The following is a 21,324-nucleotide window of genomic DNA, read 5'->3' on the forward strand; positions in this document are numbered from 1 at the left end:
GAGAGGACATCGATGTTCGAGCTGTCGGGCCACGCGGCCCTGGTCACCGGGGCCGGTCAGAACGCGGGAGCGGGTATCGCGCGTGCGTTGGCGGGGCAGGGTGCGGCGGTGGCGGTCAACGACCTGGTGGCCGAGCGCGCCGAGGCGGTCGCGGAGGAGATCGTTGCGGCCGGTGGACGGGCGGTGCCGGTGCCCTTCGACGTCACCGATCGCGAGGCGGTGCTCACGGCCGTCGCGAAGGTGAAGAGCGAGTTCGGGACGCACGTCGACGTTCTGGTGCACAACGCGGGCATCGCTGCTGATTTCGGGCAGGGGCACTTCCGGACCTTGGAGCCGAGCCGGTGGCGGGGGCCGGTGGAGATCAACTTGTTCGGCGCGATGAACTGCGTCTCCGCGGTGGTCGACGACATGTGCGAGGCCGGGTGGGGGCGCATCGTGCAGATCTCCTCCGGTGCCGCGCGTGTCGGGTCCGACCAGGGGCTGTCGCTCTACGGGGCGGCCAAGAGCGGGGTGGAGGGTTTCATCCGGCACCTGTCGCAGGAGCTGGCGCCTTCCGGGGTCACGGCCAACACGCTGGCATTGGGCTTGCAGAGCAACGTCGCCGGCGCGGCCACCGAGATGTTCGCGAAGAGGATCCCGCTGCGGCGACTGGGCACGCCCGAGGACGTCGGTGCCGCGGTGGTCTACCTCGCTTCGGCGGAAGCGTCGTGGCTGACCGGTCAGATCCTCGACCTCAACGGGGGCAGCGTCACCTCCTGATCCACCCCGTACGGTGGGGCTGATCGTGAGGAGTGCCCATGTCGCCCAGCAGGACCGGCCCGGCCGGGAAGATCGGCGCCGAGCAGGCGGTGTCCCGCGTGGTCGGCGGGATCAAGCGGATGATCGTCTCCGGGGATCTGCTGCCGGGGCAGCAGATCCGCCAGGAGCAGATGGCGGCCGTGCTCGGTGTGAGCCGGTTGCCGGTGCGGAAGGCCTGCGGCAGCTGGCTTCCGACGGTCTGGTGGTGCACGAGCACAACGTCGGGTTCGCCGTCGCGCGCTTGAGCCGCGCGGAGTTCGACCAGGTGTACCTGATGCGGCGGTTGCTGGAGACCGAGGTCATCCGCGGCCTCGCCCAGCCGACCGCTGAGCAGCTGGCAGACGTGGAAGCCCTGGCACAGGCGGTCGAGCAAGCGGCGGCGGATCTCGACCTGGCGCGCATGCGCACTCTCAACAGCGAGTTCCACCAGGCGATCTTCGGCCTGAGCTCGCTGAACCTGGTCGTAGCCGAAATCAGCAGGATCTGGACCTGGGCGCTGCCCTACCACGCCGTCTACCTGTACGACGAGGCCGGACGGGCGCGGGTGCTGGCAGAGCACCGCGAGATGGTCGCCGCGCTCGCCGAAGGTGACTTCGAGCGGCTGGTGGAACTCATGGACGCGCACCGTTCCGGCTCGGAGGCCCAGCTCGACGTGATGCTGCGGTCGGGTGCGGCGGCGCGGCCGTCCGCCGGGTGACGCGTCCACTGACCGGAACATCGGACGCAGAACTGGATCCGATTTCCTAGCGTGGCCCGGACCCCGAGAGAGGAGTCCGGGTGACACCGACGATCGACCTGGTCGCGCACCGCCACAGCACCGTCGAGCACGAACTGCGGGACGAGGTGCGCCAGTTCCTCGACGACCAGCGCGCGGCGGGTGGTTTCCGACCCCGCTGCGACGCCTGGATGACCGCGGCCGACCCGGCGTTCAGCAGGCTGCTGGCCAGCCGCGGCTGGGTGGGGATGACGTTGCCGCGACACCACGGCGGCCACGACCGCACTCCGCTGGAGCGCTTCGTGGTGGTCGAGGAATTGCTGGCGGCCGGTGCGCCGGTGGCCGCGCACTGGATCGCCGACCGTCAGATGGCTCCGTCGATCCTGCGCAACGGCACCGAAGCGCAGCGGCACCGGTATCTGCCGGAGATCGCCAAGGGCGAGTGCTTCTTCGCCATCGGAATGAGTGAGCCGGACGCCGGCTCCGACCTCGCCGCCGTGCGCACCCGAGCGGTCGAGACACCACACGGCTGGGAGATCACCGGCACCAAGCTGTGGACGACCGGAGCGCATTTCGCGCACGCCATCGTGGTGCTCGCTCGCACCGATGGCACACCGGGAGACCGGCACACCGGCCTGTCGCAGTTCGTGGTGGACCTGCCGCACCCGGACGTCGAGGTCCGGCCGATCGTGACGATCGACGGCGAGCACCACTTCAACGAGGTGGTCTTCGACCACGCCGTCGTGCCCGCAGACGCTCTGCTCGGCGACCGCGGCTTCGGCTGGCGGCAGGTGATCGCGGAACTCGGCCACGAGCGTTCGGGACCCGAGCGGTTCCTGAGCACCTTCCCCTTGCTGGAGGCGTGGGCGGCGCAGACGAGCGACGACCCGGTGGCGGCCAGGGAGGTCGGGCGGCTCATGGCCCGCGCCTGGACGTTGCGGCAGCTTTCGCTCGCGGTCGCGGCCGACTTGGCGGCCGGTCGTTCGCCGGAGGTGGCCGCCGCACTGGTGAAGGACCTCGGGTCCCGGTTCGAAGGAGACGTCGTGGAGACCGTGCGGCGTGTCGCCGGCGTCGAACCCCGGCGCGGGGCTGAAGGGCTCGCGGGGTTGCTCGCCGACGGCGTCCTGCACTCCCCGGCGTTCACCTTGCGCGGGGGCACCAACGAGGTTCTGCGGTCCGTGGTGGCCCGTGGTCTGGGGGTTCGGTGAGCGACGAGCTGCACGAGGAGATCCGCGCCGCTGTCGGTGCCATCCTCAAGGGCCGCGACAGCGAGGACGATTTCGACCGCTCCCTGTGGGAAGACCTGTGCGACACCGGTTTCCACCTCCTGGGTGTCCCCGAGGAGATCGGCGGCAGCGGTGGCGGGCTCCGCGACCTCGCGGTCGTGGTCGACCTGCTGGCGTTCCACGGTGCCCGCGTGCCCGTGGCGGAGTCGGCGTTCCTGGCGGGATGGCTGCTGGCTCGCGCCGGTCTGTCCATTCCGGACGGCCTGGTGGTCGCGTCGATCGACCAGGCCCGTGTGCACCGGCGCAACGGGCTGCGGCTGTCCGGCCGGGTGCGGGCACCGTGGGCGCGGCATGCCGGTCACGTGGTGACCATCGCCCACGACGGGAACGTCGCGGTGGCCCCGGTGAGCGCCGTCGAACGCCACGAGAACCTCGCAGGCGAACCCCGTGACGTCGTCGTCCTCGACGACGTCGAGGTCACCGCCGCCGCACCCGCCGATGTCGAACCGGACGAGGTGCTGCACCGAGGGGCACTCGTCCGGGCTGTGCAGCTGGCAGGCGCGGCGCGAGCCGTGCTGGAGTCGGCACGGCGGCACGTCGCCCAACGGGAGCAGTTCGGTCGCCCGTTGGCCCGTTTCCAGGCTGTGCAACAACACCTGGCGGCGCTCGCGGCGGAGGTCACCGCCATGCGGGTGAGCGCCGACGCGGCTGTGCTCGCGGTCGAGGCATCCGATCGTCGGGCCGATATCGCTGTTGCCGCGGCGAAGGCCACCACGTCTGCCGGTGCGCACGTCGTCGCGTCGGTCGGGCACCAGTTGCACGGTGCCCTCGGCTACTCGGCTGAGCACGCTCTCGGCGCGGCGACCACCAGGTTGTGGTCGTGGCGCGAGGAGTTCGGCAACGAGAGCCACTGGCACGACCGCCTGGCCGCCGCCGACGGCTCGGTGTGGTCCGCGGTGACGGGCGGTGGCAGGTGAGCGGGGGAGCGTTGCGGGGACTGAAGGTGCTGGACCTCAGCCGGGTGCTCGCCGGGCCGCTGTGCGCGCAGATGCTCGCCGACCACGGCGCGGACGTGATCAAGGTCGAGGCGCCGGCGGGGGACGAGACCCGGCGCTGGGGCCCGCCGTTCGTCGACGAGGAGCAGACGACCAGCGCCTACTACCAGGGCCTCAACCGCAACAAGGCCAACGTCGTGCTGGACCTGCGTATCGAGGCCGCGCGCGACGTGCTGCACGACCTCATCGCCGGCGCGGACGTCGTCGTGGAGAACTTCAAGGCCGGCACCATGCGGCGCTGGGGACTGGATTACGAAGAGCGGCTGGCCGCCGAGTTCCCCGGTCTCGTGTACTGCCGCATCACCGGCTACGGGGTGGACGGTCCGCTGGGTGGCGAGCCCGGCTACGACGCGGTGCTGCAGGCCCACGGCGGCTTGATGAGCGTGAACGGCGAGCCGGACGACGACCCGTTGCGCGTCGGCGTGCCGGTCGTCGACATCACCGCGGCACATCAGGCGTTCGCGGGTGTCCTGCTCGCCCTGACCGAGAAGGCGGCGAGCGGCCGTGGACAGCTGGTCGACATCACGCTGGTGGACGCGGTGGTGTCGCTGATGCACCCGCATTCGGCCGCCTACCTGGCCTCGGGGACGCTGCCGGTGCGCACAGGGGCCGCGCACCCGACCGTTGCGCCGTACCAGGTGTTCCGCACGGCGCACGGCGGCAGCCTGTTCGTGGCCGCCGCCAGTGACGCCCACTTCACCGCGCTCGCGGACGTGCTCGGCCGGCCTGAGCTGGCGGGTGACAGCAGGTTCCTGCGCAACCGGGATCGCGTCGAGCACCGCACGGAGTTGCTGGCCTTGCTGGAACCGCTGTTCTGCGCGAGAAAGGCGGACGAACTGGCCGAGGCCCTGCGGGAGAGGGGAGTGCCGGCGAGCCCCGTGAACGACGTGGCCTCCGCACTGGCCGCGCCCCAGGTCCGGCACCGGGCGATGGTGGTCGCTGACGGCGACTACCGGGGCGTCGGCGTGCCGATCAAGCTCAGCCGCTCTGGCTCGGTGCCGCCCCGCGCACCCGTCGCCCACGGCGCGGACACCGAACGGGTGCTGGCCGCCCGCGGCCACGACCTCGCCGCGTTGCGCGAGAGCGGAGCGCTGGGCTGAGAGCTCACCGCACGGCGGCTCCGGCCAGGACCATCCGCAACGCATCCCGCAACAGCCCGGTCAGGTCTTCGTGGCAACCGGACGTGATCCAGTGCTCGAAGACGTGCCGGGTGGCGTGCACGACCAGGTAGGCGGGCAGCGTCCGGTGCAGCGGGTGCCCGCCCGCGGGCAAGCGCCGGTCGAGGAAGTCGGCGACCACCTCGCACAGTTCCTCGTCGGCCTCCTGCCAGCGCAGGCGGTACTGCGGGGTGGTCACCATCAGCTCGAGGAAGCGCTGGTCGGCCTCGCTGAGCCGCCCGCCGGGCAGGGCGGAGGTCCAGGCGGAGACGAAGGCCTCGACCAGGTCTTCGGTGTCGGCGACGTTCTTCAGGCTGTCCGCGACCCACTCGGAGGTGGCGCGGAACAGCGGCCGGACCACGTCCTCCTTGACCGGGAAGTGGCGGTGGAAGGTGCGCGGCGAGACACCGGCGGCTTCGGCGATGCGCTCGACCGTCGCCGACGTGTCGCCGTCGGCCACGAAGATCTCTTTGGCTTTGTGCGCGATGGCGACGCGCAGCTCCTCAGCCCGCCGCTCGGTCAGCGTCGGACGTTCACCTCGGGGCATGCCGGCACCTCTTCGCAGCCGTCTCACCTGCATCAATGTAGTTGGATGCAAGATTGTATGCGGAAATTGGACACGATCCGTTTACACGGTCGAGGGAGGCGGTTACGCTCACACCTGTCAGTTTCTGACATGTCGGCAGATTCTGCAACAGGGATCGGGAGGGGCGATGACCCGAGAGCACGAACCGCCCGTGGCGATGATCGACCGGGTGGCGTCGCTGTTGCAGGTCTTCGACGGGCACGACCGGCTCACCCTCGCCCAGATCTCCCGCCGGGCCGGCTTGCCCCGCTCCTCGGCGCACCGCATCCTGCAACGCCTGGTCGAGCTCGGCTGGGTGGAGCGCAGGGGCTTCGAGTACGGGCTGGGCATCCGCATGTTCGAGCTGGGCTCCCAGGTGGTGCGCCGCGACGGCGTGCACCAGGCCGCCCTGCCGTACATGCACGCCCTGCACCGCTCGACCGGGCTGACCGTGCACCTGAGCGCGCTGGTGTCCGGCGACGTGCTGCACCTGGAACGAGTCGGCGGCTGGCCGGAGAAGGGCGAGGGCTGGCGTCTTGGCGCCCGGCAACCGGCGATGTGCTCGGCCGCCGGACTCGCGCTGCTGGCCCAGCTCGACGAGGCCGACTGGCCGGGGCCGTCCGGCCACGAGCCCCTGCGAGCCGAGGTCGAACGGGTCCGCGAGCGCGACGGCGTGGCCATCGACCTAGAGGGCTGCTCGGCCGGTGTCACGGCCGTGGCCGCCCCGGTCGGTCCGTGCGAGGGCGGGTTGTCCGCCGCGCTGTCGCTGTGCGGGCCGGCCGGGTCGGTGCCCGTCGACAGGGCCGTGGCCGCGGTGCGGCGGGCAGCGGCCGACATCTGGTACGCGGCCTCGGGCGTGACTCGCTTGCACGGCAGGCAGATCGGCCGCGTCCACGCCGCGGCGCCCGCCGTTCTCGCCCACGGCTGACCTCCACCCTGACCACCACGAGAAATCCGGTGACCCGATGACCGTGATCACCCCGGACCAGCCCACCTACGTCATCTCGCCCGTCACCGGTGTCGACCGAGCCGCCCTGGCCGCAGCCGTCGACGTCGCCGAACCGGGTGCGCTGCTCGCCGCCTTGGTGCACCTGACCGGCGACACCACGCTGGTGGACGAGTTCAAGGCGAAACTCGACGCGCATCGCACGGCGTGGGCCGGTGGCTACCCGGAGAGCGTCGCCGACGAGGTCCGCGCCCGTGCCCGACGGCTGCTCGGCGACTCGCTCGTGCCCAGGATCGAGGTGCCCGACGACGAGCTCTTCCGGCGCATCGCCGAGGTGTGCGTCAACGACACCGTCGACCCGGAGTTCGTGCCACACCTGCGCGAGCAGGCCGGGTTCGAGCCCGCGCGCCGCGTGGTGCCGGCGACCCGCCGCCCACCCGAGGACTTCACCGTCGCCGTCATCGGTTCGGGAATGATCGGGCTGAACGCCGCTATCAAGCTCGGCGCGGCCGGATTCCGCTACCACGTGTTCGAGGAGCGCGACGATCTCGGCGGCACCTGGTCGCGCAACACCTACCCCGGTGCCGCGGTCGACACGCCCAGCCACTTCTACTCGTACTCCTTCGAGCTGAACCCGTTGTGGTCGAAGTACTACCCGACCGGCCCGGAGTACCTGGAGTACCTGCGGGGCGTGGCGCGCAAGTACGACCTGCACCGCCACATCTCCTTCTCCACCAAGGTTCTCCGCTGCGTGTGGGACGAGGAGGACCAGTCGTGGACGCTGACCGTGCGCGGCCAGGACGGCGAGGTCCGCTCCCACCGGGCGAACGCCGTGGTCACCGCCACCGGTGTCCTCAACGCCGCCTCGATCCCCGAAGTCCCGGGCGCACAAACCTTCCGCGGCGAGATGATGCACACCGCGCAATGGCGGCCCGAGGTCGACCTGACCGGCAAGAAGGTCGTCGTCCTCGGCGCGGGCTGCACCTCGGTGCAGGTCGTGGCGAGCATCGTCGACCAGGTCGACGCGCTGCACGTCGTGGCGCGCCAGCCGCACTGGGTCATCCCGGAGAACGCCGTCCACTCCGATGTGCCGGAAGGCATGACGTGGGCGCTGGCGAACATTCCGTACTTCCACCAGTGGTTCCGGCTCAAGTCCTACTGGTGGGCGGCGGACAAGAACTGGGCCGTCGCGCGGATCGACGAGGAGTGGTACGCCACGCACGTCTCGGCGTCCCCGGCCAACGACGCGGTGATGCGAGTGTGTGCCGACCACCTGGACCGCTCGTTCGCCGACCGCCCGGATCTGAAGCAGAAGCTGACACCGGACTTCCCGCCGTTCGCCAAGCGGATCGTCAAGGATCCCGGCTTCTTCGAGGCGGTCAAACGTGACCACGTGACCGTTCACAGGGCATCGTTCCGCGAGATCCTGCCTGACGGCGTGGTCACGACCGACGGTGAGTTCATCGAGGCCGACGTCATCATCTGGGCCACCGGCTTCAAGCTGGAGTACCTGAGTTTCCTCGACGTCGCCGGCCGCGACGGGCTCGAGCTCGCCGACGCGTGGGCCGACCAGGATCCCCGCGCCTACCTCGGCATCACGGTGCCGGGCTTTCCCAACTTCTTCGTCACCGCGGGTCCCAACGCGGCGCCGAACCACGGCGGTGGGCACAACATCACCAGCGAGGAGCACGTCCACTACGTCGTGGAGTGCCTGCAGTACCTGGTGGAGGAAGATCTGACGGCGATGGAGCCCACTCGCGAGGCGACCGACGACTACAACCGCCGGGTGGACGAGGCGCTGGACAAGACGGTGTGGCAGCACGGCGGCAGCGCCAACGGCTACTACCGCAACAAGAACGGACGCGCCTGGGTCACCTGCCCGTGGCGGCTCGTCGACTACTGGACCATGCTGCGCGCCCCGGTGCCCGAGGACCACGTGTTCACCCCGACGCTCGAAGGAGATCTGCTGTGACCCGCGCACTCCCTGACGGATTCCTCTGGGGAGCCGCCACGTCGGCCCACCAGACCGAGGGCAACAACCTCAACAACGACTGGTGGAAGCTCGAACAGGACACCGCGGAGCACATCCAAGCCAGCGGTGACGCGGTGGACAGCTACCACCGGTACGAGGAGGACATGCGCCTGCTGGCTGACGCGGGCTTCAACGCCTACCGGTTCAGCATCGAGTGGGCACGGATCGAACCCGCGCCGGGGCAGTTCTCCCGCGCCGAACTCGCGCACTACCGGCGGATGATCGACACCGCGCTGCGGCTGGGGCTCACCCCGGTGGTGACGCTGCACCACTTCACCCACCCCAGGTGGCTGGGTGCTCACGAAGCCTGGCTGCGGGACGACGTCGTCGACCTGTTCACCCGGTACGTCGGCGAAGCCGCGTCCATCCTGGACGGCGTCGATTGGGTGTGCACGATCAACGAACCGAACGTGCTCGCCGTCAACCACGGCGCGCTCGCCGAGGTCGCCGCCGGCCGGCCTTACCCGTTCGGGATGCTGCCCGACACCAAGATCGGTGACCGCCTGATCGAGGCACACCTGGCGGTGGCACCTCTGCTGCGCGAGGCCACCGGTGCGAAGGTCGGCTGGACCGTCGCCAACCAGGCGCTGGTACCTGCCGCCGGTGCCGAGGCGAAGCACGCCGAGGTGCAACGGATCTGGGAGGACATGTACCTCGAACCGGCACGTGAGGACGATTTCGTCGGAGTCCAGTCCTACACCAGCCAGCTCGTCGACGAGAACGGGATCGTGCCGCACCCCGAGCACCCGGACAACACCCTCATGGGGTGGGCCTACCGCCCGGACGCGCTCGAGATCGCGATCCGGCACACCCGTGAGGTCGTCGGGGAGGTCCCGGTCGTGGTGACGGAGAACGGCATCGCCACGCCGGACGACGAACGCCGCATCGCTTACACGACAAGTGCTCTGCAAGGGGTGCTGAACGCCGTCGACGATGGCGCGGACGTCCGCGGATACCTGCACTGGAGTCTGCTCGACAACGTCGAATGGGGACGGTGGGGGCCGACGTTCGGCCTCGTCGCCGTCGACCGCGAGACCTTCGAAAGGCGCCCCAAGCCGAGCCTCGCGTGGCTGGGATCCGTCGCCCGCGCGAACGCGCTGTGAGCTGTGCCCGGCAGGTCACCGGCCGATGAAGACCGGTGGCCGCCGTTGCAGACTCGCGGCGATGCCCTCGGCACAGTCGCGCGTCTGCCACAGCCGGGCCTGCTCCGCCAGTTCGTGATCCAGCGCCGCCCTCACCCGCGCGGGCAGGTCCGCGCGCAACGTGGCCCGGATCGACCGCACCGCGAGAGGTGCCGCGTCAGCGATCTCCTGGGCCCACCCCACTGCCGCTTCCCGCACCTCACCTGGTCCGGCCAGCCGGTCGGCCAGTCCGATGCGGACCGCGTCCTCGCCGCAGACCCTGCGGCCGGTCAGCAGCAGATCGGCCGCCGTCTGCCGGCCCACCAGGTCCGGCAGCGTCACGCTCAGGCCGAAGCCGTGGTGGAAGCCGAGCAACGCGAAGTTGGCGGTGAACCGCGACGACGGTTCAGCGACCCGGAAGTCCGCCGCGCAGGCCAGGCCGAGCCCGCCGCCCACCGCAGCACCCTGCACGGCGGCGATGATCGGCGTCCGCACCTCGAACAACTGGGCGGCCCGGTGGTACAGGCGTTCGGACACGGCCACCCGGTCCTGGTCGAAGCCCCCGCCGTCGCCGAAGTCCGCACCCGCGCAGAAGTGCTTGCCCTGCGAGGCGAGAACGATCGCCCGGCAGTCCGGATCGTCGTCCAGGGCGAGAGCCGCGTCCACGAGCTCGCCGATCAGCGGCTCGTCGAAGTAGTTGGCGGGCGGGCGGCGCATCTCCAGCAGCGCAACGCCCTCCCGCACCGAGACCGACAGTTCGGAACCAGTTGTCACACGCCGAACCTGCCGCACAACAGCGGTGCGCGAGCCCGTTGTTCCGCTGACTGGGAGGAGTGCCACCGCTGTGGCGACCGCCACGCCATCATCGCCTTCCCCCGACCGCACAGGAGAACCGTTGAGCGCCAAAGGGAACAACCCGGCCGCCGACACGGCAGCGATCATCACCCTGCTCAACCGGTTCGGCCGCATGGCCGACGAGGGCACGCTGGCCGACATCGGCGAGCTGTGCACCGACGACGTCGAGTGGTGGATGCCCGAGGTGTCGTGGCGAGGCCGCCAGGAGGTCCTGAACGGACTCGGCTCGATGCGCGAACTCGGGTACGCCAGCCCGGAGTCCCGCAACCGGCACGTCATCACCAACCACGAGGTCCACGTCGACGGCGACCGCGCCGCGGCACACGCCTACTTCCAGCTGGTGTCCGGCGATCTGCCCGCGAGCATCCTCGCCGTCGGTTCCTACACCGACGAACTGCGGCGTTCCGCCGATGGCCGCTGGTTGTTCGCCCGGCGCCAGATCAGCACCTGACCGTCCACTCACCGGAACAACCCGGCCCCGCCGCAGCCCCGGCCTCCTAGCCTCGGCCGGCCGCCGCTCGAGGAGATCCGATGCCCGTCCCGCACGACCCGCGCATTCGCAAGGCGCTCGACCGAGCCCTGGAGCTGGGGGAGACCGGCATCGCCGTCGCCGCCTACCACCGGGGCGAACTGGTCGTCGACGCCGTTGCGGGGCTCGCCGACGCTGAAAACGGCACACCGGCCGACCACCGCACGCTGTTCCCGGTGTTCTCCGTGACCAAGGGAGTCACCGCGCTCGCCGCCCACCTCCAGGCCGAGCGCGGGCTGCTCGACCTCGAGGCCCCGGTCGCGACCTACTGGCCGGAGTTCGGTGTGAACGGCAAGCACACCACCACTGTCGAGCAGGCGCTGTCGCACCGGGCGGGCATTCCGCAGATGCCCGCGGGCGTCACGCCGGAGCTGATGGCCGACTGGGATTGGATGACCGAGCGGATCGCCGCGTTCACCCCGGTGTTCCCGCCCGGCAAGGCCAACGCGTACCACGTGCTGGTGTGGGGCTGGGTCATCGGTGAGGTCGTGCGCCGGACCGATCCGTCCCGACGACCGTTCGACGCCTTTGTGCGCGAGGAGATCTGCGCGCCTCTCGGCGTCGCCGACTTCCACCTCGGCGTGCCGGACGACGACCTGCCACGCGTGGCCACTTTGTACGGCGGCAACGAGTTCTCCATCGTCGACGAGCACGGGATCAGCCCGCGTGCCGTTTTCCCCGGCTCGGACGCGCACAACCTGCGGGTCGTGCACCAGGCCGTCGATCCCGGCGCGGGTGCGATCGCCACGGCGTCGTCGGTGGCCCGCATCTTCGCGCTGCTCGCCGAAGGTGGCGAGCTGGACGGCGTGCGGCTGCTGTCCCGCGACCGCGTCGCCTCCCTCACCCGTCCCCGTGAGGGTGCGCACGACCCGGACCAGGTGCTGCCCATCCCGGTGTGGTTCGGTGCCGCCGGCTACTGGCTCGGCGGCGAGCACGGCGCGTCGGACCCGCTGGTGGGCGATCACCGCGAGATCGTCTACAGCCCCGGTGCCGGTGGTTCGCTGGCCTGGGCCGACCTGCGCGACCGGATCGCCGTGGCGATCTGCCACAACAACATGGACGCCTCAGCGGTTCTCGAGCCGGAGCGGACGTTCGCCCCGATCGTCCGCGCGATTCGCGAGATCGTCGCGGAGGGCACGCGATGACCGGCGCGGAGGACCTCTTCGGCGGCGGGGTCGCGGTGATCACCGGTGCCGGCGCGGGCATCGGTGCCGGGCTGGCCCGCTACGCCGCTTCGGAACTGGGCATGACCGTGGTCCTGGCCGACGTCGACGCGGCAGCCGTGGCGGCGTTGCGGGCGGAACTGGAGGAGTGCGGCGCCCGTGCGGTGGACGTGGTCTGCGACGTGCGCGATCCGCAGGCCGTCGAACGCCTGGCCGAGCGCGCGGTGACCGAGCTCGGGCCGGTCCGGCTGCTGGTGAACAACGCGGGCGTGGAGCAGTTCGGCTACCTGTGGGACACCCCGGTCGCCAACTGGGAGCGGCTGGTCTCGATCAACGTCAACGGCGTCTTCCACGGCATCCGTGCCTTCCTGCCGCGCATGCTCGCCGAGCCCGGCCGGTCGTGGGTGTGGAACCTGTCCTCGGTCGGCGGCGTGACGGCCGCGCCGCTGCAGGCCGCCTACATCATGAGCAAGCACGCCGTGCTCGCGATCACCGAGTGCCTGCACCAGGAAGTCGAACTGGCCGGACACGCAGGCCACGTCCACGTGCAGGCGGTGCTGCCCGGCGCGGTCGCGTCGGACATCTTCGAGTCCGCGGGCGGGGTCGAGGACGGCGACACCGCAGCGGCCGAAGGGCAGCGAGCGGCCATGCTCGGGATCAAGGCGCAGGCGATGTCCCCGCTCGAGGCCGCTCGCATCTTCTTCGACCAGGCGGCCGCGGGCGAGTTCTACCTGACCTCGCAGTCGTTCGTGCACGACGCCATGGCCGCCCGTGCCGACACCCTGGCCCACCGCCGCGCACCGGTCCTGCCGGTGGGCGGGTTCGCCGTCGAGTGAGGGAGTCAGCCGTGCCCGCATTCCCGTTGGATCCGGACGCCGCCGCGATCGCCGCTGCCGTGATCGACGCCCCGTCCCTGCGTGAGCGGGGCATCGAGGCCGTGCGCGCGGCGTTGGAGGCGGCACCCCACCCGCCTGCCCTGCCGGTGATGGCGGCTACCGAGGATCACGTGGTTCCCCGGCCACAGGGGGACATCGCGCTGCGCGTGCATCGCCCCACCACGGATGACCGCGCGCCCGTGCTCGTGTACTTCCACGGCGGCGGCATGTGCATGGGCTCCAACCACTCGTTCGAGCCGCTGGCCCGCCATCTCGCCGACCACAGTGGAGCGGTGGTGGTGGCAGTGGAGTACCGCCTCGCGCCGGAAGCGCCGCCGCCCGCGCAGTTCGACGACGCCTGGGCCGCCACCACGTGGGTCGCCGAGCACGCCGAGCAGCTGCGTGTCGACCCGCAACGGCTGGCCGTCGTCGGTGACAGCGCCGGCGGCACCCTGGCCGCGGCGGTCGCGCTGGCCGCCCGCGACCGCGGCGGACCGGCCCTCGCCTGCCAGGTCCTGATCTACCCCGGGGTGGACCGCGACCTGGCCGCAGCCTCGATCACCCGCTACGCCGGCGCTCCGATCCTCGGCCGGGATGACGTGCTCTACCTCAACGAACTGGCTGACGCCGGCCAGGGCGTGCCAGACGGCCCGTACCGGATCCCCGCCTACGCGGCCGATCTGTCCGGCCTGCCTCCGGCGATCGTGGTCACCGCGGAGTGCGACCCGATCCGCGACTGGGGTGAGCGCTACGCCGAGCGTCTGCGCGACGCACGGGTGCAGACGACCGTCACCCGCTATCCCGGCTTGTTCCACGGCTTCGCGCTCCAGTCCGACTACCTGGCACGCGGCCGGCTCGCGGTCGCCGAAACCGGCGCGCTGCTGCGAGCCAAGTTCGCCCACCCGCTCCCGTTCTGACCGAACTGATCTTGGAGAACCCGTGACCGAAGCCGATCTGCTCGCCACCGCGCGCGAGATCGCCCCGCGTGAGCTGTCCCGCGGCTACACCTGGGCCGAGTGCCCGCGCTGGCACGAAGGTGCGTTGTGGTTCAGCGACATGTACGCCCATCGGCTCGTCCGCCTCGACGCCGCCGGTGAGCCGGAGACCGTCCTCGACCTGTCCGGCCGCACCCCGGTCAACGGCAGCGAGGTCGTCCCCGGCGGTTTCGGCTGGCTCCCGGACGGCAGGCTGGTCGTCACCTCGATGCACGAGCGGCTGGTCCTGGCCTACGACGGCGAGAACGTCACCGTGCACGCCGACCTGCGTGACCTGGTCACCGGACCGATCAACGACATGGTCGTCGACGCCGACGGCCGCGCCTACGTCACCCAGCTGGGCTTCGAGCTGTTCGCGGGGGAGCAACCGCGCGACTCGGCACTGCTCGTGGTCGAGCCGGACGGGTCCGCCCGAGCGTTGACCGAGCTGGGTGGTTTCGCCGGCGCCAACGGCATCGCCGTCAGCTCCGACGGCACGCGTGTGGTGACCGCCGAGGCCTTCGCCAACCGCATCACCGTGCTCGACCGCGACACCGACGGCGGCTTGAGCGGCCGCCGCGTGTTCGCCACCACCTCCACGCTTCCCGACGGCATCTGCCTGGACGACGAGGGTGGGGTGTGGGCGGGCATGCCGATGGTTCCCGCTGTCGCCCGCGTCGTCGAGGGCGGAACCGTGACCGACGTGGTGCGGTTCGACCCGCAGCAGGCGTTGCCCCCGGCGTGCGTGCTGGGCGGTGAGGACCGGCGGACCTTGTTCGTCTGCGCGGGGCTGGACGTCATGGACTGGGAGGAGTCCCGCCGCCTGCGCCGCGGGTCGATCTGGATCGCCGACGTCCCGGTCGGCGGCGGCGCCAACCGTCCCTGATCGCCCCGACAGAGGAGAACACCCGTGGAAACCCTTTCCTTCGACGACCGCGCCGTGATCGTGACCGGAGCCGGGCGCGGCATCGGGCGTGCCCACGCACTGCTGCTCGCGTCCCGTGGCGCGGCTGTCGTCGTCGCCGACCTCGGCGCGAAGGTCGACGGTGCCGGCGTGAACGGAGACGACCCGGCAGGCGATGTCGTGGCCGAGATCGAGGCCGCCGGAGGCAGAGCTACCGCCTGCCGTGCCGACATCTCCACCGAGAGCGGCGCTGCCGAGGTGGTCAACGCCGCGATTCGTGAGTTCGGCCGGCTCGACGCCGTGATCAACAACGCCGGCATCGTGCGCACGGCCCGCTTCGACGAGGTCGGCACGCAGGAGTACCAGCGGTATCTCGACGTGCACTTCTTCGGTTCCCTGAACATCTGCAAGGCAGCGTGGCCGCACCTGATCGCCTCGGGCCGCGGCCGGGTGGTCAACACCGTGTCCGCCGCCATGCTGGGCAACCCGCTGATGACGCACTACGGCAGCTCCAAAGGCGCTGTGTTCGCGCTCACCCGCAACCTCGCCCTCGAAGGAGCGGAGCACGGCATCCTCGTCAACGCCATCGCTCCCGGCGCCGGCACCCGCATGGCGGAGAACTCGGCGGAGTCGCTGGCGCCCGAGGTGATGGAGTACCTGCGCACCCAGCTGCTGCCCGAGCACGTCGCCCCGCTGGCCGCCTACCTCGTGCACCCCTCGTGCACGGTCACCGGCGAGCTGTTCAACGCCGCCGGCGGCACGGTGAACCGCGCCGTCGTGGTCACCACCACCGGCATCCACGACCCGGCCCTGACCCCTGAGACGGTCGCCGCCCGGTTCGACGAGGTCATGGCCCTCACTCCCGACGCGCGCCCCGAACTGGTCGCCGTCCCGCACACCGCCTGAACAACACCGGAGAACCACGATGACCACCACTCCCGGCACCGAGTACCCCTTCGGGCCCGTCACCCCGTCCGAGGGAGTCGCGCACATCGGCCGCCTGGTCGCGGACCGGCCGATGACGAAGATGACCATGCCGCACGGCGGTGACGTGTGGCTGGTGCACCGCAACGCCGCCGCCCGCAAGGTCCTCAGCGACCGCCGTTTCGTGCGCGAACCGTTCCGCACCGGCGAGCGCGCCGTGCCGTTCTTCGTGCCGTTCCCGGACTTCCTGCGCGGCACCCTCCAGTTCGAGGACCCGCCCCAGCACACCAAGCTGCGCAAGCTGGTGAAGAAAGCGATCTCGCCCAAGCGGGTCCGCGAGATGCGGGACTCGGCGGTGGCGTTCGCCAATGAGCTGATCGACGGCATGGTCGCTCGCGGCGGTGTGCGCGACCTGGTGACCGAGTACTCGCTGGCGCTGCCCATCGAGATGCTCAGCTCCCTGCTCGGCGTGCCCTCGTCAGACCGGGAGAAGTTCGAGCGGTGGAGCTCCTCGACGCTCGCCGTGGCGGGCAAGACCGAGGCCGAGGTGGCGGCGGACATGGCCGAACTGGCCGGCTACATGTCCCACCTGATCGCCCAGCGCCGCGCCGAACCGCGAGACGACCTGCTCAGCTCGTTGGCACACGCCCGCGACCGCGACGAGACGCTGACCGACGCCGAGATCCTGCCGATCGCGTTCATCCTGATCGTGGGCGGCTTCGACAACACCGCGACTTTCCTCTCCACCGGCGTGCTCTCCCTGCTGCGCTCCGACGACCAGCGCGCCGTGTTCCTCACCGATCCGGACGGCCTCGCTCCCACCACTGCCGAGGAGGTGCTGCGCCACGGCGGGTTCGTGATCGCCCCGATGGTGGGTGGAGGAGGCGGGCTGGTGCCGTTCGTGGCCATCGAGGACGTCGAGATCGACGGTCAGGTCATCGCCGCCGGAGAGGCGGTCAGCATCGACATGGTCACTGCCGGGCACGACCCCGCCGCCGTCACCGATCCCGGCCGGTTCGACATCACCAGGGCGGACAACGCCCACCTGACGCTGAGCCACGGCCTGCACCACTGCCTCGGAGCGCCGCTGGCCCGGATGGAGCTGCAGGTCGGCCTGGCGGAGCTGTTCAAGCGGATCCCGGACCTGAAGCTGGCGGGTGAGCCGGTGTTCGACCGCACGGTCCTGACCCAGCCCATGACCAGCCTGCCGGTCACCTGGTGACGAAGGAGAACGCAGCCGTGCCCAAGGTCTTCTACACCCAGCCCGACGGCACCGAGCGCGTCGTCGAGGCCGAGGACGGCGACTCCGTGATGCAGGCAGCGGTCCGCAACGGCGTCCCCGGCATCCTCGCCCAGTGCGGCGGATCGTTGTCCTGCGCGACCTGCCACGTCTTCCTCGACGAGCGCCACGCCGACGACTTCCCACCCGTCAGCGAGGACGAGGACGACATGCTCGACGTCGCGGCGACCGACCGCGAGGACAACTCCCGGCTGTCCTGCCAGCTCGTCCTCACCGAAGGCCAGGAAGTCCACGTCACCATTCCGGAGACCCAGCTGTGAGCACGGGGCACCTGCTCGTCATCGGCGCGGGCCAGGCGGGCGCCCAACTGGTGAGCAGCGCCCGCGAACTGGGCTGGGCCGGTCCCATCACGTTGGTCGGGCACGAGCCGCACGCCCCGTACGGCCGCCCGCCGCTGTCCAAGGCATACCTGCGCGGAGAGATCGACGCAGGGGCTTTGGCCCTGCGCAGCAACGCTTTTTACACCCAGCAGCGCATTGATCTCGTCGTGGGCGAACGCGTCGCGCAGGTGGACCTCGCCGGCCGGGAAGCGGTCGCCGAGTCGGGACGGCGGTGGACGTTCGACAGGCTGGCGCTGGCCACCGGCGCGGAACCGCGGCGCCTGGAACTGGAGGGCTCCGAGCTCGAGGGCGTCGTGGTCCTGCGGGACGTCACCGACGCCGAGGCCCTGACCCGCCGGCTCACCGCCGTCGCCGACCTGGTCGTGATCGGCGGCGGCTTCATCGGGCTGGAGGTGGCCGCCACCGCCGCCGCCTCCGGCGTGCGGGCCACCGTGGTGGAGGCCGGAGCGTCGCTGATGAACCGCGTCCTCAGCCCGGACACCGCGGCCGTGGTCGAAGCGGCGCACCGAGCCGCCGGGGTCCGGATCCTCACCGGTGCCCGTCCTCTGCGTCTTCGCGGCGACCACGCGGTCCGTGCCGTCGAACTGGACGACGGCACCGAACTGCCCGCCGGTCTCGTGCTGGTCGGTGTCGGGGCTCGCCCGCGCGACGACCTGGCGCGTGGCGCTGGGCTGCACTGCGACGGCGGTGTGGTCGTCGACGAGCTGTCCCTCGCCTCGGACGGCCGCACCGTGGCGGTGGGGGACTGCGCCAACCTGCCCGATCCGACCCCCGGCGTGCAGCCCGGCAGGCGGCTGCGGCTGGAGAGCGTCGACAACGCGACCGAACAGGCCAAGGCGGCCGCGAGCACCCTGACCGGAAACCCGCGGCCCTATCGGAGCGTGCCGTGGTTCTGGTCCGACCAGGGGGCGTTGAAGCTCCAGATCGCCGGACTTGCCGGTCCTGACGACGACGTCGTGGTCCGCGAAGGCACGCGCGCCGGGCAGCACGTCGTGCTGCGCTACCGGGGCGAGAGGCTGGTGGCGGTGGAATGCGTCAACGCCCCGGCGGATTTCCTGGTCGTGCGCAAGGCGTTGACACAAGGCACATCCCTGCCCTGCGAGGTGGCGGCTGAGCCCGGCACGCCGTTGAAGAAGTACCTGGCTGGGTGAGAAGGGCTCCGTACGTCGTTGCTCGACGTACGGAGCCTTCTGGCTATTCAGCCGACATCTGCTCGTGCGCCTGGGCGGCGAGCCGATCGACACTCTCCGGAGTGATCCGGCCGCCGCTGTACATCGCCATCTCCTTGAGGGACATGCCGAACGCCGGCGCGAGGGTCTCCTCGTCCGCTCCCTGGAGCAGGCCGCGCAGCAGATCGCCACCGACAGGGTGCTCGAGCCACTCCAGGACCGTGTTGTCGCCGGAGAGCGGGGCTGCGACCAAGGGTGCGGCGGTGCGCGTGACAGGCTCGGCCTCGGCCTCGGGGTCGACCGGGATCGTCGACACCGAACTGGTGAGAGCACGGTCCGGGCCCGCGTGGTGAACGTCGCCGGTGAGCGTGACCGACGTGCGCAGGCGGATCTGCGCGGACGACCCACCGATGAAGAACTTGACCTTTCCCGGCTCGACGAGCCAGCCCTCGTCGCTGTCCCACAGCGCGAACATGCTCGCAGGCACTGTCGCCGTGATCCGCACAGCGGCGCCGGCCTCCAGCGACACCCGCCGGAACGCGACCAGCTTGCGTCGCGGCCGCGCGGTCCGTGCGATCACATCCTGCCCGTACACCTGGACGACCTCGTCACCGGCACGATCTCCGGCGTTGACCACCGTGAACGACAGCTCTACCGCACCGTCGGTCGGCACCTCCGGCCGGCTGATCTCCACGTCGCGGTAGACGAAGGTCGTGTAGCTCAGGCCATGTCCGAACGGGAACGTGGCCCCGGCGCGTCCCTCGACGTACGCGGGCGTCTGCGCCGCTCGCCAGTAGGGCAATGGCGCGCTTCCGCCGAAGTCCAGGAACGAGACGGGGAGCCGCCCTGCGGGGTTCACGTCACCGAAGAGCACCGCGGCGGTGGCACTGCCGGCTTCCTCACCGCCGAACCAGCTCGTCACGATCGCGGGAACGGAGTCGGCCATCCACTTCAGCGAGTAGGGCCGGCCGTGGCTGAGCACGACGACGGTCGGCGTGCCGGTGGCCAGCACCGCCTCGACCAGCTCTCGCTGCACGCCGGGCAGTTCGCACGTGAAGCTGTCCAGACCCTCACCGACGGTGCCGAAAGCGTTGATGCCCGCCTGGTCCCCGACGACGAGCACGGTGACGTCCGCGGACCTCGCCGCTTCGACGGCCGCGGGAATGCCCGAGCGGTCTTCGTCCTGCACCGGGCATCCCGGCTCGTACAGCACCGTCGCACCACCGGCCCTGGCGCGGATCCCGTCGAGGAACGTGACCACGGGGACGGAGTCCACCATCAGGCGGGCCTGGTCCGCTCCGGTTCTTCCGCCGAACTCGACGGCCTCGTCCGCGCGGGCCGTCGGGTCCGCGGCGAGCGCGAACCGCTTCGCCACGCTCTCGAGCACCGGATAGCTGTAGTTGCCCAGCTGCCCCATCAGACGGTCGGCGTTCGGGCCGATGACCGCGATCGTTCCGGCGTCCGGGCCGAGAGGGAGGAGAGGAACGCCGTCGACCGGCTCGTTGCGGAGCAGCACGATCGACTGCTCGGCGATCTCGCGAGCGAGGGCACGTGTCTCCGAGGGGTCGAGCGTCTCCGGCACCCCGTCCAGGTCGACGTACGGCCGCTCGAACAGGCCCAGCTCGAACTTCGTCCGCAGGACCGTGCCCACCGCCAGGTCCAGGCCGGCCGTCGTGAGGAGTCCGGACTCGACCGCCTCGACCAGGTGGCCCGTCGTCAGCCGGGGCACGAGGTCCAGGTGCACCCCGGCCCGCACGGCCTGGGCGCACGCGTCCGCCTCGCTGTCCGCGGTGCCGTGCTTGGTGTGGAGCTGTCCGACGGCGCCGAGGTCGGAGATGACCAGCCCGTCGAAACCCAGCTCGTCACGGAGCAGATCGGTGAGATACGCGCGCGAACCAGTCACCGGAACGCCGTCGATGTCGATGTACGCGGGCATGATGCCACGCGCCCCGCCGTCGCGGATCACCATCTCGAACGGCACCGAGTGGACCTCGCGCAGCTCGCGCGGGCCGATCGAGGCCGAGTCGGTGTTGCGGCCACCGGCGCTGGCGCTGTAGCCGAGGAAGTGCTTCACCGTCGCGATGAGCGGCGCCTCGGGGTCGGCCTCCTGCAGGCCGCGGACGAACGCGGTGGCCATCGACCCGACGAGGTACGGCTCTTCGCCGTACGTCTCCTCCACCCGGCCCCAGCGCGGGTCCCTGGCCGTGTCGGCGAGCGGCGCCAGTGCCTGACGGGTACCGGTGCGCGCCATCTGGGTCCCGATCGCGGCGCCCATCCGCCCGATCAGCTCCGGATCCCACGTGGCGGCCTGGGCGATCGCGTCGGGGAACATCGTCGCGCCCTGGATCTTCAACCCGACCAGGGCTTCCTCGGCGACGAGCACGGGAATGCCCAGCCTCGTGTCCTCGACGTGCTTGCGCTGCAGTTCGTTAATCGCGGCGGCTATCTCGCGCGGCGACGACTCGATGCACGCCAGCGCCGCAAGAACGGCGCCCCACCCGGTGGACGGCGGGTTGTGGACGTCGATCGCGGGTGCGGTGGGTGCGGTGAGTTGTGCGGCCTTCTCCTCCAGGGTCATGCGGCTGAGCAGGTCCGCGACCCGGTCGGCGACAGGAAGCGACGCATCGCGGTAGCGCTGTTCGGGAGGCAAAACGGGTTTCCTTCCAGTTGGTGCG

General features: G+C 71.0%; 21 protein-coding genes. 18 read left to right on the forward strand and 3 right to left on the reverse strand.

Annotated features, from left to right (window positions below):
- Positions 1-12: 12 nt before the first annotated feature.
- The 6 genes from L6E10_RS33925 (at position 13) to L6E10_RS33950 (ending at position 4,894) form a co-directional block, all read left to right on the forward strand.
- Positions 13-759, forward strand: a complete 747-nt coding sequence (locus L6E10_RS33925) for an SDR family NAD(P)-dependent oxidoreductase (RefSeq protein ID WP_236224229.1) — start codon at positions 13-15, stop codon at positions 757-759.
- A gap of 38 nt (positions 760-797) precedes the next feature.
- A complete protein-coding gene (locus L6E10_RS33930; protein WP_236224230.1) occupies positions 798-1,043 on the forward strand; it encodes a GntR family transcriptional regulator in 246 nt (81 codons plus the stop codon).
- Positions 1,004-1,495 (forward strand): GntR family transcriptional regulator, encoded by a 492-nt coding sequence (locus L6E10_RS33935; RefSeq protein WP_236224231.1) that lies wholly within the window; start codon positions 1,004-1,006, stop codon positions 1,493-1,495. The genes L6E10_RS33930 and L6E10_RS33935 overlap by 40 nt, the downstream gene beginning before the upstream one ends.
- An 80-nt stretch (positions 1,496-1,575) precedes the next feature.
- Complete coding sequence (locus L6E10_RS33940; RefSeq protein ID WP_236224232.1) at positions 1,576-2,721, forward strand: acyl-CoA dehydrogenase family protein; 1,146 nt, start codon at positions 1,576-1,578, stop codon at positions 2,719-2,721.
- Positions 2,718-3,716, forward strand: a complete 999-nt coding sequence (locus tag L6E10_RS33945) for an acyl-CoA dehydrogenase (RefSeq protein ID WP_236224233.1) — start codon at positions 2,718-2,720, stop codon at positions 3,714-3,716. Before L6E10_RS33940 ends, L6E10_RS33945 begins: the two co-directional genes overlap by 4 nt.
- Positions 3,717-3,727: 11 nt before the next feature.
- On the forward strand, positions 3,728-4,894 hold the full coding sequence (locus tag L6E10_RS33950; protein WP_236224234.1) for a CaiB/BaiF CoA-transferase family protein: 1,167 nt from the start codon (positions 3,728-3,730) through the stop codon (positions 4,892-4,894).
- Positions 4,895-4,898: 4 nt separating this feature from the next.
- Here L6E10_RS33950 and L6E10_RS33955 read toward each other — a convergent pair whose 3' ends face one another.
- The gene (locus L6E10_RS33955; protein ID WP_236224235.1) at positions 4,899-5,498 is read right to left on the reverse strand and encodes a TetR/AcrR family transcriptional regulator; all 600 of its coding nucleotides are present in this window, start codon (positions 5,496-5,498) and stop codon (positions 4,899-4,901) included.
- 166 nt (positions 5,499-5,664) lie between these two features.
- On the opposite strand from L6E10_RS33955, the gene L6E10_RS33960 reads away from it, so the two are divergent.
- The 3 genes from L6E10_RS33960 to L6E10_RS33970 are packed head-to-tail and all read left to right on the forward strand — an operon-like array spanning position 5,665 to position 9,597.
- Complete coding sequence (locus L6E10_RS33960) at positions 5,665-6,444, forward strand: IclR family transcriptional regulator (protein WP_236224236.1); 780 nt, start codon at positions 5,665-5,667, stop codon at positions 6,442-6,444.
- Between the two features lie 37 nt (positions 6,445-6,481).
- Positions 6,482-8,434 carry an NAD(P)/FAD-dependent oxidoreductase gene (locus L6E10_RS33965; RefSeq protein WP_236224237.1) on the forward strand — a complete coding sequence of 651 codons (1,953 nt, stop codon included), beginning with the start codon at positions 6,482-6,484 and terminating at the stop codon, positions 8,432-8,434.
- Positions 8,431-9,597, forward strand: coding sequence for a glycoside hydrolase family 1 protein (locus L6E10_RS33970; RefSeq protein WP_236224238.1), 1,167 nt, complete (start codon positions 8,431-8,433; stop codon positions 9,595-9,597). The genes L6E10_RS33965 and L6E10_RS33970 overlap by 4 nt, the downstream gene beginning before the upstream one ends.
- A 15-nt stretch (positions 9,598-9,612) precedes the next feature.
- Here L6E10_RS33970 and L6E10_RS33975 read toward each other — a convergent pair whose 3' ends face one another.
- Positions 9,613-10,389, reverse strand: coding sequence for an enoyl-CoA hydratase/isomerase family protein (locus tag L6E10_RS33975; protein ID WP_236224239.1), 777 nt, complete (start codon positions 10,387-10,389; stop codon positions 9,613-9,615).
- 121 nt (positions 10,390-10,510) lie between these two features.
- Here L6E10_RS33975 and L6E10_RS33980 point away from each other — a divergent pair, with 121 nt between their 5' ends.
- The 9 genes from L6E10_RS33980 to L6E10_RS34020 all read left to right on the forward strand — a co-directional run bounded on the left by L6E10_RS33980 (position 10,511) and on the right by L6E10_RS34020 (position 18,631).
- Positions 10,511-10,921 carry a nuclear transport factor 2 family protein gene (locus L6E10_RS33980; protein WP_236224240.1) on the forward strand — a complete coding sequence of 137 codons (411 nt, stop codon included), beginning with the start codon at positions 10,511-10,513 and terminating at the stop codon, positions 10,919-10,921.
- 80 nt (positions 10,922-11,001) lie between these two features.
- On the forward strand, positions 11,002-12,144 hold the full coding sequence (locus L6E10_RS33985; RefSeq protein ID WP_236224241.1) for a serine hydrolase: 1,143 nt from the start codon (positions 11,002-11,004) through the stop codon (positions 12,142-12,144).
- Complete coding sequence (locus L6E10_RS33990) at positions 12,141-12,998, forward strand: SDR family NAD(P)-dependent oxidoreductase (RefSeq protein WP_236224242.1); 858 nt, start codon at positions 12,141-12,143, stop codon at positions 12,996-12,998. Before L6E10_RS33985 ends, L6E10_RS33990 begins: the two co-directional genes overlap by 4 nt.
- Positions 12,999-13,009: 11 nt before the next feature.
- Positions 13,010-13,954, forward strand: a complete 945-nt coding sequence (locus L6E10_RS33995; protein WP_236224243.1) for an alpha/beta hydrolase — start codon at positions 13,010-13,012, stop codon at positions 13,952-13,954.
- Positions 13,955-13,976: 22 nt separating this feature from the next.
- Positions 13,977-14,897, forward strand: a complete 921-nt coding sequence (locus L6E10_RS34000) for an SMP-30/gluconolactonase/LRE family protein (protein ID WP_236224244.1) — start codon at positions 13,977-13,979, stop codon at positions 14,895-14,897.
- Between the two features lie 24 nt (positions 14,898-14,921).
- Positions 14,922-15,821, forward strand: coding sequence for an SDR family NAD(P)-dependent oxidoreductase (locus L6E10_RS34005; RefSeq protein WP_236224245.1), 900 nt, complete (start codon positions 14,922-14,924; stop codon positions 15,819-15,821).
- Between the two features lie 19 nt (positions 15,822-15,840).
- Positions 15,841-17,061: a cytochrome P450 gene (locus L6E10_RS34010; protein ID WP_236224246.1), complete on the forward strand. Its 1,221-nt coding sequence runs from the start codon at positions 15,841-15,843 to the stop codon at positions 17,059-17,061.
- Entirely contained in the window at positions 17,058-17,399 is a 342-nt protein-coding gene (locus L6E10_RS34015; protein WP_236224247.1) for a 2Fe-2S iron-sulfur cluster-binding protein, read from the forward strand. The genes L6E10_RS34010 and L6E10_RS34015 overlap by 4 nt, the downstream gene beginning before the upstream one ends.
- Positions 17,396-18,631, forward strand: coding sequence for an FAD-dependent oxidoreductase (locus L6E10_RS34020; protein WP_236224248.1), 1,236 nt, complete (start codon positions 17,396-17,398; stop codon positions 18,629-18,631). Before L6E10_RS34015 ends, L6E10_RS34020 begins: the two co-directional genes overlap by 4 nt.
- Positions 18,632-18,674: 43 nt before the next feature.
- Here L6E10_RS34020 and L6E10_RS34025 read toward each other — a convergent pair whose 3' ends face one another.
- Positions 18,675-21,299, reverse strand: coding sequence for a glycoside hydrolase family 3 N-terminal domain-containing protein (locus L6E10_RS34025; protein ID WP_236224249.1), 2,625 nt, complete (start codon positions 21,297-21,299; stop codon positions 18,675-18,677).
- Positions 21,300-21,324 lie beyond the last annotated feature (25 nt).

Origin of the sequence: Lentzea sp. CC55 (genome assembly GCF_021056325.1) — a bacterium.
GTDB classification, from domain to species: Bacteria; Actinomycetota; Actinomycetes; order Mycobacteriales; family Pseudonocardiaceae; genus Lentzea; species Lentzea jiangxiensis.